Genomic DNA, 13,831 nt, shown 5'->3' on the forward strand with positions numbered 1-13,831 from the left:
ATAAAGGTTATCCCTGTATCAGCTGATTTAAACTCTTGGCAGTAAACCAATTACACTAAAGTTGAAACACTCCCCAAAAATCCGGTAGAGGTACTCTCTCGCCGGATTTTTATTGTTTTTATAATTTCAACAAATATAAGCTTCGAAGTAAAAGTTTCCTGATATCACAAGAAAAACTTACGCTAATTGCGATCTGTCTTCTTTGAGGTTACGTCGATAGACGTTTTTATTTCTTTATGACAGGAATCCATACTTCCGTCCGATAGTCTTCCGCCGCCGGGTCGCCGGGCGGATATACCTCAAGCTCCGGTGCATTGGCATGCTCATAGCCTGTAGCAGGGAACCACTCCTGGAAGATTCTTTTCCAGATATCCTCCATGGCATCAGGCATAGCGCCGACCACAGGGAATACGGCCCAGGTAGAGGCAGGCACCTCATACGTAATAAAGCTGCTGGACACGGGTGCTGCCTTATCGCTTTCCACAGCGATAATATAAGTGAACTGGTCCTGATCATGCTGAAACTCTGTGCAAATCCCCAGCATATCACCGCCTGACCCTAGCTCCAGCAATGCATCCGAAGTTCCATCTGTATTGCTCTGTCCCCAGAAGGCGGGAATCGTCTTAAAGTTCTCTCCGTCCTTTGTTGACACCTGTATCGACTTGCCCACAACGGTAAAGCCTGCTTTCTCCACAATGCGGTAATCCATGTCTTGATCTCCTCTCAAGGATAAATGGAAGGAAATGCGCGGAAAGGCCTTTAGCTTCACGCCGGGATCACGCGCTTGCGAAGGTGTAATCCCATGAATTTTTCGGAATGCCTTGGCGAAGGACTCGGGTGAATCATAGCCGTATTTGAGCGCCGTATCCAGCACCTTCGTGGAGGAGATCGCCAGCTCCTGTGCGGCCAGTGTCAGCCTGCGCTTACGGATATATTCCGCAACCGTCATCCCGGTAAGCATATGGAACATCCGCTGAAAATGAAACGTAGAGGAGCAAGCGATCTTGGCAATATCGCTGGACGATATTGGTTCCTCCATATGGTCCTCGATGTAATCCAGAGCATCCTTCATGCGTGTCAACCATTCCAACCTCTTCACCTTCCTTGCCTTGATCATATCATCGGCAGACCGGAGCCTTCCTGTTCTTACGTGCTGTCGTTGGACAGATTTTGCTGGAACTAACATATCACAAAAAAGAAAAAGGGGCACTCTTCTTAGGAGATCAATCCCTTAGCTCGCTTGAGTTGTGCTCCAAGAACACCGCTTCGCACGTTAACTCCCCATACAACAGCTCTGCCAGCCATAGCCTGACGTAGTGGCGGCTTTACATAGCCGAGCTGGCCAAGCTTGAGATGGTCCCGCGTGCTTACGTAAAAATCCCTGCCGGTTCCTCTTGTTTATACACTGAAATTTTGGGAAAATAAGAATTAGGCTTTGAAACGCTGCAGGCCTGCAAAATCCGACAAAATGTTTCACGTGGAAACATTTTTCACGATATAGATTGAAATGAGGGTAAAGAATGAATAAACCATCCATTTATGGATTGACGATAGAGCAGCTGACAGCATGGCTGGGGGAAAGAGGCCACAAGAAACACCGCGCTTCCCAGGTGTGGGAATACCTGTACCGTCAGCGGGTAGCGGCATTTGCCGATATGACGGAGCTTCATCCTTCCTGTGTCCAGCTGCTTGAAGAGCACTTCGTCATCCGGACACTTGAAGAGCATGTCAGACAGGAATCGGCGGACGGAACCATCAAGTTCCTGCTCCGCCTGGCGGACGGGAACCTCATTGAAACGGTACTGATGCGCCAGAAATACGGCCTGTCGGTTTGTGTCACGACTCAGGTCGGCTGCAATATCGGCTGCAGCTTCTGCGCGAGCGGCCTGATCAAGAAGAGCCGGGATCTGACGAGCGGTGAGATTGTTGAACAGATTATGAAGGTTCAGTTTCATCTGGACGGAAAACAGCAGGGGGAGAAGGTGACTCATGTTGTGGTGATGGGCATCGGGGAGCCGTTTGACAACTACGACAATCTGCTCGATTTTGTTAACATCATCAAGCATCATAAGGGTCTTGCCATCGGCGTGCGCCGCATTACGGTATCGACGAGCGGGCTGCCGGACAAGATCAAGGATTTTGCCGACAGCGGCTTGCCGGTGAATCTGGCGATTTCGCTTCACGCGGCCAATAATGATCTTCGCACCCGGATTATGAAGATTAATCGGGCGTATCCGATAGAACAGCTCATGGAGGCGGTCGAATACTATCTGAAAAAGACCAAGCGGAGAATCATGTTTGAATATATCCTGCTGCGGGATGTCAACGACCAGCAGGAGCACGCGCTGGAGCTTGCGGCGCTGCTGCAGGACAAACAGCGGCTCGCCAGCGTGAACCTGATTCCGTATAACCCGGTGGATGAACACAGCCAATACCAGCGCAGCGAGCAGGAGTCAATTCTCGTCTTCTATGATACGCTGAAGAAGCAGGGCATTAACTGTACTGTGCGTATGGAGCATGGGACGGATATTGATGCAGCCTGCGGCCAACTGCGCAGCAAACAGATCCGCAAAAATACGGCCTAATGGGCAAGAGCCATAAGGAAGCAGCATGAACTGTCCTTATGGCTCTTTTTCTTGTGCGGGGATCAACGCCTTCTGGGGAACTATTTTTGGAAATAATTAGGATGATAGTACTAATGCTTCGGGAGGTTGTGGGCTGAATGGACTCTTTTTTTCGTGTAGTCAATAGGTAGGATTGAAGAAATCGCAGAAATGATTATAATTGAAAAATATACCAATGTGATGAGTCTATTTCCATTTCATCATCTACATTTGGAAGCGTATACAAAAGAGAGGTGCACATCTCTTTTATGGCGGCAGCATGAGAAATGGTGCGGGTCTTATCATAAATCCCAAGGTATAGAAAGGATGCTGTAACTATGAAAAAAGGTTTGACAGCTCTTTTGTTATCCGCATTATTGATCACTTCGTTCGGTGCCGTAAGCGGCAAGGTGCAGGCCGCGCCCGAGGTGGTTTCGCAAACGATTCTCGTGAAGGCCGGAGAAACCTATGATGGAAAAGGACAAACCTTTGTGGCTAATCCCGATACACTTGGGGATGGCAGCCAGGATGAAGGCCAGAAGCCAATTTTTCGCCTGGAGAACGGAGCCACGCTTAAAAATGTAATTATCGGCGCTCCAGGGGCAGATGGTGTACACTGCTATGGAAACGCTACCATTACAAACGTGACCTGGCAGGATGTAGGCGAAGACGCGCTGACGCTTAAAGCCAAAGGGACAGTTAATATTACTGGAGGAGGGGCTTATAAAGCCTACGACAAAGTGTTCCAGGCAAATGCGGAAGGAACCATCAATATCAAAAACTTCAAGGCAAATGATATCGGCAAGCTGGCCCGTCAGAACGGAGGTTCGTCCTATCAGGTGAACTTTACGTTGGACAACTCCGACATTTCCAATGTCAAGGATTCCATCTTCAGAACAGACAGCAGTAAAAGCACGGCGAAAATAACCAACACGAGATATTCAGATGTGCCGACGCTGTTCAAAGGTTTTGCATCCGGCAAAACAAGCCAGTCCAGCAATACAGAGTATTAAGCCTGCCTAAAGTTATGCAGCAGGACGTGTACTCAGTAGGGCTTCAATCCATAATTAAAGCCTGTCCCTCTTGTGGGGCAGGCTTTTTTCGCCTAAGGTGAATACCAGCGGATATGTTGCAGGAATATTTTGAAAGCAGGTGCTGTTTATGAAAAGGCTGGCTTGTTTGCATGCTCACTACTCCAATGTTGAATTTATAGAACAGGCTCTTGCTGCCTTTGCACTGGAGCTGGTGCATTATACGGACCCCGGACTCATTCGTTACATGTCGTCCGAACAACCTTTCAGCCGCGCCAAGGCTCTGGAACGGGCAACGAGACAACTGGAATGGATGATCGATTGCGGGGCAGATGCCGTGCTGGTAACATGCACCCAGTACGCCGTACTGCTGGAAGAAAGCAGCCAAAAGTGGCCTGTTCCGGTGATCATGATCGATGAGCCTTTTCTGGATGCTCTGTGCAGCCGGGAACAGCCGCAAATTCTGCTGTTTACGAATCCCGGGACGGTGGAAGGCACGATGAAAAGACTGTATGATTTTGCAAAGGCGGCGGGTAAAACACCACAAGTGGAAGTACAGGTGATCGAAGGAAGCTTCGGGCTTATTATGGCAGGGAAGAAGGAAGCGTATCTGAAGAGAGTGTCCGGTTATATGAAGGATCTGATTCAATCCGAAGAGCAGCGTATGATCTTTGCGGCCCAGCTATCCATGACGGAAGCGGCTGAGGCGGTTGGGCGGGAGTGCCACCGTGAAATCGGTAACCCGCTGAAGGCGCTTGTGCCCTGCCTGACAGCTGCTTTGGGGCTGGAACGCCGGTAAAGCCGCGCGAGACAAGAAAACCACCGGGGATAGGCTGTGCCTCAATCCGGTGGTTTTTCTGACACATAACTGTTAAAAAACTCGTCGTGGTTGCCCGCCGGTTTTTGTCAGTGATAGCTGCGAAGCTGCCTGTTGCGAACTCCTCCAGCATCGAGGCTTGGTTTCCAAGACCTGCGGGCTACCTGTATTCGCGTGGAGTTCTACGGGCAACGCCGGTGCGGATAGCGGCCTGTACGACCTTGTCGCGGATGGCTTTGACCACGTGCTGGTTGAAGACGCTCGGAATAATATAAAGCGGGTTCAATTCCTCTTCCGAAATGGCGGATGCGATAGCTTCCGCGGCCGCGAGCTTCATCTCTTCGTTGATTTCCGAGGCCCGGCAGTCCAGCGCTCCCCGGAAGATCCCTGGAAAGCAGAGTACATTATTGATCTGGTTCGGATAATCGGAACGCCCGGTGGCGATGACGGCGGCGATATCCTCGATCTCCTCCGGCCGGACTTCCGGCACCGGGTTGGCCATGGCGAATACAATCGGCTGGTCCGCCATATGTCCGACATCTTCACGGCTAAGGATGCCGCCCGCCGACACCCCGATGAACACATCGGCTCCGTGGATGACCTCCTGTAGCGTCCCCTGCACACGGTCCGGATTCGTATGCTCCGCATACCATTGCAGCATACGGTTGTCGTACTGGATGCCGGAGGCAATAGCTCCCATCCGGTCGACGCCGATGATATTTTTGACTCCTGCCGACAGAAGGATTCTGCTGCACGCAATGCCGGCGGCGCCAATGCCGCAGACCACCACTTTGATGCTGTCGATGGATTTGCCAACGATTTTCAGGGCATTGATCAGGGCGGCATAGAGAACTACAGCGGTGCCGTGCTGATCGTCATGGAAGACAGGGATATCCAGCTCCCGGCGCAGCCGTTCTTCAATCTCAAAGCAGCGCGGAGAGGAAATGTCCTCCAGATTAATGCCGCCGAAGGCGGGAGCAATGGCTTTAACCGCAGCGATAATCTCCTCGGTATCCTGCGTATTCAGGCAGATAGGGAAGGAATCGACCCCAGCAAACTGCTTGAACAGCATGGACTTGCCTTCCATCACGGGCATGGCGGCATATGGGCCGATATTGCCGAGCCCCAGCACCGCGCTGCCGTCGGACACGACGGCGACCGTGTTTCTTTTGACCGTCAGTGAATAGGCTTTGTCCGGCTCCTCATGGATCGCCATGCAGACGCGTGCCACATCCGGAGTGTATACCCGTGACAGATCGTCCCGGTTCTGGATCGGGGTTTTGGGCTGGGTCTCGATTTTACCGCCGAGATGCAGCAGGAAAGTACGGTCCGAAATGTTAACCAGACGCACACCTTCCATATTTTTAACCGCTTCCGTAATGATACTGATATCCACACTGTCTGTTACGGTAATGGTGATGTCGCGTACAGTCATATCCCGGCTCGTCGAAATCACATCAATGGCCACAATATCTCCGCCGGCAGCGAAGATAACAGAGGCCACCTGGCCGAAATTAATCGTGTCCGTTTGAATCTCGAGTCTGAGTATGACGCTTTTTCCCCCAAGTCTGGTATTGCCCATGGCAGTCCCCTCCGGTTCACGTGATTTGAATTGGCATATCGCTTCTATGTCCTTCTTCGTTAGCAACCACCGTTTTCCCTCTCTTTTGATTAAAATAGGCATCCGCATGGCTGCCGAGCAGGGCGGCGATGGCTTCTCATCCTCCATCATAATAAGAAAGATATTTAACGGTTCTCGGGTCGACACCCGATTTGAATGCTGGTAAAATGCTGATTAAATGATCCATGGAGCCCCTTGAGCAATAGTTTAGTATTCATTTTTTGTAAACGCTTACTCCATTTCGTATGCTTATACTACCACTCCTCATGATCGCTGGATAGCATATGAACATAAGTTAAAAAAAGACCTTATTGTGCATTTTGTTCATAAAGTTCAGAACATCCCGATTTCTGATCGAAAGGGGGAGGCCCGTGATTCGGGTATTAATCATCGAAGGCGATTTGCGGATTGCCGGGATTAACCGCCGTTTTGTCGAGAAGACAGGAGGCTTTGAAGTTGTCGGCATTGCGACAGATGAACAACAAGCTTATGAGCATCTGGAAATACTGGAGCCAGACCTGGTTTTGCTGGATTTGCATTTTCCCCGGATGGATGGGCTTGATTTGTTCCGGTATATTCAGACGCACTATCCGTTGACAGATGTCATCATCATCACAGCGGTGCGGGATTTCGACACGGTCAGAGAAGCGATCCGGCGCGGCGTTTATGATTTTATGATTAAGCCGGTTGTGTTTGAGCGTTTCCAGGAAAAGCTGAAGGCCTATGAGGCCTACCATCGCCAGCTGCAGACCATGAGCGGACCGGGCCAGGAGATTGACCAGGAGGGAATCGATCGGCTGCTGTGGGGTTTGAGGGACAGGAACAGGGACAAGGAGCCTTACTTTCCCAAAGGCATCGACAAGCTGACACGGGAGAAGATTGAGGCGTTTATCCGGGAATGCCCGGAGGTGATCACTGCCGAGGAACTGGGCAGAAAAGCAGGCTTCAGCCGGACGACGGCCCGCCGCTATCTGGAGTATTTTGTGTCCAAAGGTGAGATGACCTCAGATATATCCTATGGTACGGTTGGAAGGCCGGAAAGAGTTTATAAAAGAAAAACACCTCCCGGCATCGAAAAGGACGTCCCGGGTCAATAGACCTTATGGGACGTCCTTGGCCCTCCCGTAATGTTCTATTCACTGGCCAGCCGCTCCAGCAGAGCATCGCCTTTGCGGCTAATGCGCACATAGGCATAGCGGGCGTTCCGCTCGACCTCAAGGCCGGTGCCTTCAGGAATAAAATAATTTTCAATCCCGTAGTAGATGGAGCCGTATCCGTTAAGCCGACCGTTAATCACAATCTCACCGGAAGTCAGCGGTTCCCCGTCATTATAGAAACGGCTGAATCGGTGAACGCCATCACGGTCAGGTGCCAGCACCACTCTGACCTTGCTGCGGCTGCCGGAATTGTCCTTCAGTTCTGCGGTTTCCGGCGGAGTTGAAATCGCGTAATTCAGCACAACGTAGTCTCCCTGCAGCAGAGAGCGGGGATCGACCGGAGCAAGCTCCAGCTTTACGGACGAGCCGTCCCGCAGCAATATTTCGCTGCCCGCGGCTTGCAGGCCGATGAAGCAGAACTGGAATACAATGACCAGAGCGATCAGCAGGGGAGCGGATCGGATGAAGGTGACGCTGGACTCCGGCTCCTGCAGCCGCTCGCGGCCGGCTATGAGGAAAGTGATCGTCAGAATTACAAGCCCGATCAGCGCCAGGGCCACCGATTTGTGAAGCAGCGTCCACAGCAGATCGTAATATTGAAAGGCAATAAAGGTGAACCAATATACGAGGCTGATCACGGCCTTCCATGTCTGCTGTGTACGAATAAAGTAAAAGACACACCAGGTGACCACAACAAAATACAGGATGCTGGCCAGAGCGTGCACGTAAACGGTCATATCCTCGAAAAGCGTTATCCACAGCAGGAAGAGCAGGGTATAGAAGAGAGCGTATTCCCTGATCATCCGGCAATGCTTCCGGATTCGCGGGGCGGCGGCATACAGGAGTCCGTTCAGCACGGCGAGAATCAACAGAGTAACCCACAACTGCTGTCCCGGCGTGTTTGGAAGCCGCGCCAACAGCAGGCCGAGACCCAGGTTAAGTAGGGCATGGGACCAGAATATCTGCACACGTCCTTCCGTCCGCATCCAGCCGGCGGCAAACACCAGACACAGCAGGGCTGTCAATCCCCACCGGTCCATTAACAGGATGGAAATGATCCCTGCCACATAACCAATGAACAGCAGTGTATAGCGGATCACCGGATGAATCCGGGAAATCGCAATCATCGGAAGAGTGAATACCAATGACAAGCCGTACAATGTCATTTCCGGAGCGGTCTCGCCCGCTGCCAGTAACACAAGCCCGGTCAGCGAGATACTTCCGATCAGGACACCTGTGATTTGAATCAATCTGCTCACGGCTTTGCTCACCATCTCGCCGCCCGGCCCGGCCTTTTCTTCATCGGAAGACTCCGAGCCGCTCTCTACGGGCTTATATGCTGTCCGATTACCCAACTGTTTCAAATAACGAAAGAATAGGACATTAGCCGTCAGGAGCAGTGCCACAAAGACCAGACCCCATACATAAAAGAGAATCGAAAAATAGCTGAAGGCAAGATCGATGAACTTGGCTACAACGAAAGTGGAGGCAGCAAGCGCATTGAGCGTCAGAAAGGTTTTATTCAGCATGACCCGGATAAAGATATAAAATCCGGCTAAAATCGCAGCCGCCCAAATGAGATTCACCAGTGTATCCTCCAGGCCGTGTCCAAATACGCATGTGAGCACGAGCAGCGAAAGATGAAATACGATAAAGCTTATGTATTTTAACGGTTGGGATATTAGCCGTCCGGTGTACGTCAGCAAGAGCACTGCCAGATTGATGGCTGCAAACAGCAGTCCAATGCACATCACAGCCCGATCACTGTATGAGTAGGACAAGGCTGCAGGAAAAAAATAAAACCATAAAGCCAGATGCAGCAGCGTATAGGCGATCACATAGAACGGACTGTACCGTGTAATCCAGGCGAATAACACGGCAGGGACGGACCAGACGAGATACAGCCAAAAGCTGTCGACATGCCAGTTATACAGCTGCCCGAGCAGTGCAACCGAAGCGCCAAAGCCGATGCAGCCTGCCAGCAGAAACGCATTGGAGAGAAAGGCATGCTGTACGAATGGCCTCCGGACACGCGCCAGGGCGGCGGACATGCCGTAAAAGAGCACAAGCAACCCTGCGGAAAGCAGAATTTTGGCGATCCGGTCCAAACCGCCCCAGTTGGCGGCAAAGAAATAGATGATGGCAGCCAGAATTAGCGAGATACCGAGCAGAAATCCCGTTCTGATCATGTTCAACCGAAGCATAAGGGCCTCAAACCTTTCCTGTTTTTTAGCTTATGATTAAAGTGGCCAGTACCACCCAGCTTTGAAAATTTGCCTCAATTGTATCATAATATGTTTGCATCCGTAGATGAAAGCAGTCCAGAGTATTAACGATCCTTGGCGTAGAAAGCTAGCAATTGCAAGTGTTATTACACAAGTCTTTGAGGATAATGATAAACAGCCTCCTGTAGTGGTAGGTGGATGGGTTGTTGCTACGTATAGTTTTGGTCAGTACGTGACTGAAGACATTGATATGATCAGCCCGTATAACGAGTTTCCTTATCAAGTGTTGAAGGCTCTTGGATATAAAAGGTACGGTAAGGATAGCTTTAATAAAGAGTTGAATTCATATGTAGAATTTCCATCTGGAGATTTGTCTGGTGAAAAGGTATCAAGGAGTGTATGAGAAAATGGTAGAGGAAACAAGTGTTTCCGATGCAAAACGAATGGATTTGTTTTAACCTTGATTGATCCAGCGAGAAAAAAAGTTAATCTTCCCCAATTACCCCCTTCCATCTATTGGATGTGAGGGGGTTAAATATTTCCGGTGTTGACTCTCACGTTCCGTGAGCCCTTATAGTGGTTTGTGAAAGGAGGTGGCGAAATGCTGACAAGAGTAAAAGAGACGGCAGAGCTGGCCGGTATCAGTGTGCGCACGCTTCATCATTACGACGAGATCGGCCTGCTTGTTCCCGATACCATTACGGAATCTGGCCACCGTCTGTACTCGGAGATAAATCTGGAGCGGCTGCAGCAAATTCTGTTTTTCAAAGAGCTCGGATTTTCGCTGGAACGAATCAAGCGGATTCTGGATAGCCCGGATTTTAATCGGGAAGAGGCATTGGAGCTGCAGCGCAGGATGCTGCTTGAGAAGCGGAGCCGCCTGGATAAAATGATTGCCATGATTGAGAAAACCATTCAGTACGCGAAAGGGGAAATTGTGATGAGTAACCGGGAAAAATTCGAAGGATTTGACTTTAGCAGCAATCCGTATGAACAGGAAGCGCGTGAACGGTGGGGAGATGATGCGGTGAATAAAGCAAACGAGGCTGTTGCAGAAATGGACAGTGAGAAACAGAATGCTGCAGCCGAAGAGATGAACGCCATTTACCGCAAGCTTGCCCAGCTTAGAGGTGGGACTCCTGATACTGTCGAGGCGCAGAAGGCCATCGGGGAGTGGTATAGCTTCATCACCCGTTTCGGGAACTATACGCCTGAAGCCTTTAAAGGGTTGGGCGAAATGTATGTGGAGGATGACCGCTTCCGGCACAATATTGATCGCTTTGGAGAAGGGCTTGCCGTGTTCATGCGTGAGGCGATGGCTAGCTATGCGGATCATCTTGATCAGAAATAATGAAATGAGACAACAATCTGGACCCTCCCAAGTCATCGAGAATGGCTAGGGACTGTCCCCGATTTTTAATGGAAATTAAGCCGGTCAGTATGATCACTGGCCTGAACACTTTGCGGGAAATCTGGAAACAACGGCATGATGAGAAAAACCACCGGGAATAGGTTAGCAGCCATCCGGTGGTTTTTCGTCAGTAGTTATGAAAATCTCGCCGTGGTTGCCCACCGGCCTTTGTCTGGAATAGCCGTGATGTACCACCATCGCGGCTATTCTTATTGTATCCAGCACATGTCGTTCTGATGACATTATAACACCATACAGAGCCCCTACAATTGCAGACGTAGAAGTTTCAGGGCAATCGTTTTACGCAATCAGCCAGAAAGAGAAAGTTGAAGAACTTAGGGCGTGTCTGAAAACTAACCTCAATGGAGCTATTTCAGCAAAATCATAGCAGAAGCTAAATAGGCAAAGCTCAAAAAGTGACGAGCAAGTTTATCATATCGAGTGGCGATCCCCGGAATGGTTTGAGTTTATTGAAAAAACATTCCACGACGTGACGTTCCTTATATCGATTGAAATCACATTCCCATGGATCTGCGGCATTGGACTTGGGAGGAATGCAAAAACGTCGCTTCCTGGGATGTAATGTGATCTCGAATCGCTTGGGTTCCGTAGGCTTTATAGGCTAAAACAACGCTTCCAGACAGCGTTACACCCGAAAGAACATCAACGGCCACCGAACAGTCATTTCGATTTCCCGCGGTTAAAACCAAGTGAATCGGATTCCCCAGAGCATCCACTACGGCGTGGATTTTGGTGTTGCGCCCGCCCCGAGAAAGTCCGATTTCTTGGCCGGTTTCGGCATGTTCGGTCCTTTTTTTGCCCCTGCCGCATGCTGGTGAACTTTGCAGGAAGTGCTGTCCATCGAAATTTCCTGTAAGTCAGCATCGCTGGACAGCGACTCAAACACCTTTTGAAAAACGTCGTCTTTACTCCACAAACGAAAGCGGGAATATACCGTTTTCCAAGGACCAAAACGTGGAGGTAGATCACGCCAAGGTGCACCTGTTTTCACTTTCCACAACATTCCATTCAGCATGATTCGATTCGGTTTAGAAGGTCTGCCTTCCCCGTGTTTTCGGGTGGCAATAAATCTTTGATACGCTTCCAGTCTTGATCATTGATTTCATGGCGTCTTAGCATAATTTCACACGTTCCTTCATGATTTCATCTTGGTAAAATTATGCTACAGCTTCACTTTTGAATCAACAGCTAGTTTTCAGACATGCCCTAGGTAGATAATTGTGTCCCAGCCTCAAATTTTGAGTTTGGGGCGTATAATGCCTTTCATTGTGTTTTTCTTTACCAAATTAAGTGTAGTATGACGCAAGACTATTGAGGCTTTCTGTCCTATGCCTAGTTGCGAGCACGACTTTTATCTTCCAGCATGACCATAACCAGACTCAACAGAGCTTGTTTTCAATGCCTCAGTGACTGCGACGTGCAGCTAAGAGCTGCAGAGATGTTGCCCCTCGACATTAGTGCTTCACTGTTTTGAGGTAATATAATACATTGTTTAACATAATAAAACTATTATATTTAAAAAAAGTATACAAAATGGTTATTTTTGTATAAAATGAACGAAAGGTATGGTTATTATCCCCATATCTGAATAATTAACAAAGGAGAGTGACGTATATAGAGAAATAGCATTTTTCTGTATTCTTTTTCTTTATGTATAATTCTTTAATATCAAAAAAAGAAAACATTTGGTATGGAGGAAACTAATTGTTGACTTTAAAGAAACATGAGTTGAACGGGCATGATGTGTTCGAATTTATGCAAGGACAACTTAATAGTTCCCATTGGTTAGATAGTTCAATTTATGTAACAGAAGAAGTACTGGCTGAGACAGAGTTAGGAGAAGTATTAGCTAACTCTCTTGTGAATTTTAACTACTATGGTCCTACAGAAGTAAAAAGAGTTGAATGGGAGAGTATTAAACAAATTGTACTCTCATCCAAATCCGCGACAACAAGACAACTATTGATAGAGATTGATGAATGGGCAAATGACTGTTTCAAAAATAACCCTTGTTTCACGATTTGCGGAATTTAATCTAAAATTAGGGAGCGTTCTATAATGAACAAAAAAATTCTTAGTTCTCTTTTAACGCTTATAATGCTATTTTCCATCAGCGCAACTGTGTTTGCAGAGGATCATACTCCTAATACTACCGATCCCTACGCACCAACGGTTACATTTGACCAAGACCAAAACCAAAGCAACATCCAACAGGCCCCGAATGGAATACCTATTACAGTATCTCCCTCTTATACCAACTTGGCTGTTTGGGTTGGGAATATTGGTGTAGATCCTCTGGATAATGTAACAGTGAGCGGGACTGCAACTGACTATGGTACATTAGCGGCGAAATCAGGAAGTGTTCCACCAGCGGTTGGAAAAACATTTGTATGGAATGTACCGATGACCCGAACTCAAATGGTATATAATGTTAATATAAGAGTTGTTGATGGTAGCGGTACAAGAAACTTGACTGGAAATGCCAGATTGGAATATTCCGAGGCTCAACTGGCCACGCTTGGTTGGCATAAAGGTACGTTTAGCACTCGTGGAGCGTCTCTCGAATATCACTTCAGAAAACATAAATCCGAAGTAAGTGTAACAAATCTATATAACTATTTATTAGCTGCTGGCACTTGCAGAGATGATGTTATAAACAATCCTTCAAAATATACAAAAACTGTGAGCTCTGGTTCGGTCCCTGCACATAAATACAAAAACAAAACAGATCAAAGATTTATAATAATGACTGATTCCGGGAATGAAATTTTGAGTTTTGGAAGATAGTTTTAATGACCACTGTTGTATATTTTTTATGTTGGATCAAGAGGGGAACTATTCGGTTCAACTACTTTTTCTGCTCTAAAATCAAAGGCTCATCGCGTTCCTTAGAGGAAACGATGAGCTTTATTTAATTCACCTGCCGAAATGAGGACAGGATGCGA

The 13,831-nt window shown here is 48.5% G+C and carries 11 protein-coding genes and 1 pseudogene; 8 read left to right on the forward strand and 4 right to left on the reverse strand.

Features of this window, described 5'->3' with window-relative positions:
• Nucleotides 1–226 precede the first annotated feature (226 nt).
• On the reverse strand, nt 227–1,090 hold the full coding sequence (locus tag ACE41H_RS18230; RefSeq protein ID WP_375356965.1) for an AraC family transcriptional regulator: 864 nt from the start codon (nt 1,088–1,090) through the stop codon (nt 227–229).
• A gap of 430 nt (nt 1,091–1,520) precedes the next feature.
• On the opposite strand from ACE41H_RS18230, the gene rlmN reads away from it, so the two are divergent.
• From rlmN to ACE41H_RS18245, 3 genes are all read left to right on the forward strand, one after another.
• The gene (rlmN, locus tag ACE41H_RS18235; RefSeq protein ID WP_375356966.1) at nt 1,521–2,585 is read left to right on the forward strand and encodes a dual-specificity RNA methyltransferase RlmN; all 1,065 of its coding nucleotides are present in this window, start codon (nt 1,521–1,523) and stop codon (nt 2,583–2,585) included.
• A 356-nt stretch (nt 2,586–2,941) separates the two neighbouring features.
• Nucleotides 2,942–3,616, forward strand: a complete 675-nt coding sequence (locus tag ACE41H_RS18240) for a pectate lyase (protein ID WP_375356967.1) — start codon at nt 2,942–2,944, stop codon at nt 3,614–3,616.
• 148 nt (nt 3,617–3,764) lie between these two features.
• Nucleotides 3,765–4,433: an aspartate/glutamate racemase family protein gene (locus ACE41H_RS18245; protein ID WP_375356968.1), complete on the forward strand. Its 669-nt coding sequence runs from the start codon at nt 3,765–3,767 to the stop codon at nt 4,431–4,433.
• Between the two features lie 178 nt (nt 4,434–4,611).
• Here the strand turns inward: ACE41H_RS18245 and ACE41H_RS18250 are convergent, their stop codons facing one another.
• On the reverse strand, nt 4,612–6,033 hold the full coding sequence (locus tag ACE41H_RS18250) for an NAD-dependent malic enzyme (RefSeq protein WP_375356969.1): 1,422 nt from the start codon (nt 6,031–6,033) through the stop codon (nt 4,612–4,614).
• Between the two features lie 410 nt (nt 6,034–6,443).
• Between ACE41H_RS18250 and ACE41H_RS18255 the strand changes: the two genes are divergently transcribed.
• On the forward strand, nt 6,444–7,169 hold the full coding sequence (locus ACE41H_RS18255; RefSeq protein ID WP_375356970.1) for a response regulator: 726 nt from the start codon (nt 6,444–6,446) through the stop codon (nt 7,167–7,169).
• Nucleotides 7,170–7,204: 35 nt separating this feature from the next.
• Here ACE41H_RS18255 and ACE41H_RS18260 read toward each other — a convergent pair whose 3' ends face one another.
• The gene (locus ACE41H_RS18260) at nt 7,205–9,433 is read right to left on the reverse strand and encodes a GDYXXLXY domain-containing protein (RefSeq protein WP_375356971.1); all 2,229 of its coding nucleotides are present in this window, start codon (nt 9,431–9,433) and stop codon (nt 7,205–7,207) included.
• A gap of 106 nt (nt 9,434–9,539) precedes the next feature.
• Here ACE41H_RS18260 and ACE41H_RS18265 point away from each other — a divergent pair, with 106 nt between their 5' ends.
• A complete protein-coding gene (locus tag ACE41H_RS18265) occupies nt 9,540–9,857 on the forward strand; it encodes a hypothetical protein (RefSeq protein ID WP_375356973.1) in 318 nt (105 codons plus the stop codon).
• A gap of 198 nt (nt 9,858–10,055) precedes the next feature.
• Entirely contained in the window at nt 10,056–10,805 is a 750-nt protein-coding gene (locus ACE41H_RS18270) for a MerR family transcriptional regulator (RefSeq protein ID WP_375356974.1), read from the forward strand.
• Between the two features lie 428 nt (nt 10,806–11,233).
• Here the strand turns inward: ACE41H_RS18270 and ACE41H_RS18275 are convergent.
• Nucleotides 11,234–12,005 (reverse strand): annotated as a pseudogene (locus ACE41H_RS18275) (IS5 family transposase).
• A gap of 588 nt (nt 12,006–12,593) precedes the next feature.
• Between ACE41H_RS18275 and ACE41H_RS18280 the strand changes: the two are divergent.
• Both ACE41H_RS18280 and ACE41H_RS18285 read left to right on the forward strand, forming a co-directional pair.
• On the forward strand, nt 12,594–12,920 hold the full coding sequence (locus ACE41H_RS18280) for a hypothetical protein (protein ID WP_375356975.1): 327 nt from the start codon (nt 12,594–12,596) through the stop codon (nt 12,918–12,920).
• A gap of 24 nt (nt 12,921–12,944) precedes the next feature.
• The gene (locus ACE41H_RS18285; protein WP_375356977.1) at nt 12,945–13,673 is read left to right on the forward strand and encodes a hypothetical protein; all 729 of its coding nucleotides are present in this window, start codon (nt 12,945–12,947) and stop codon (nt 13,671–13,673) included.
• Nucleotides 13,674–13,831 lie beyond the last annotated feature (158 nt).

The sequence above is a fragment of the Paenibacillus enshidis genome, assembly GCF_042136365.1.
In the GTDB taxonomy this organism is placed as follows: Bacteria; Bacillota; Bacilli; order Paenibacillales; family Paenibacillaceae; genus Paenibacillus; species Paenibacillus enshidis.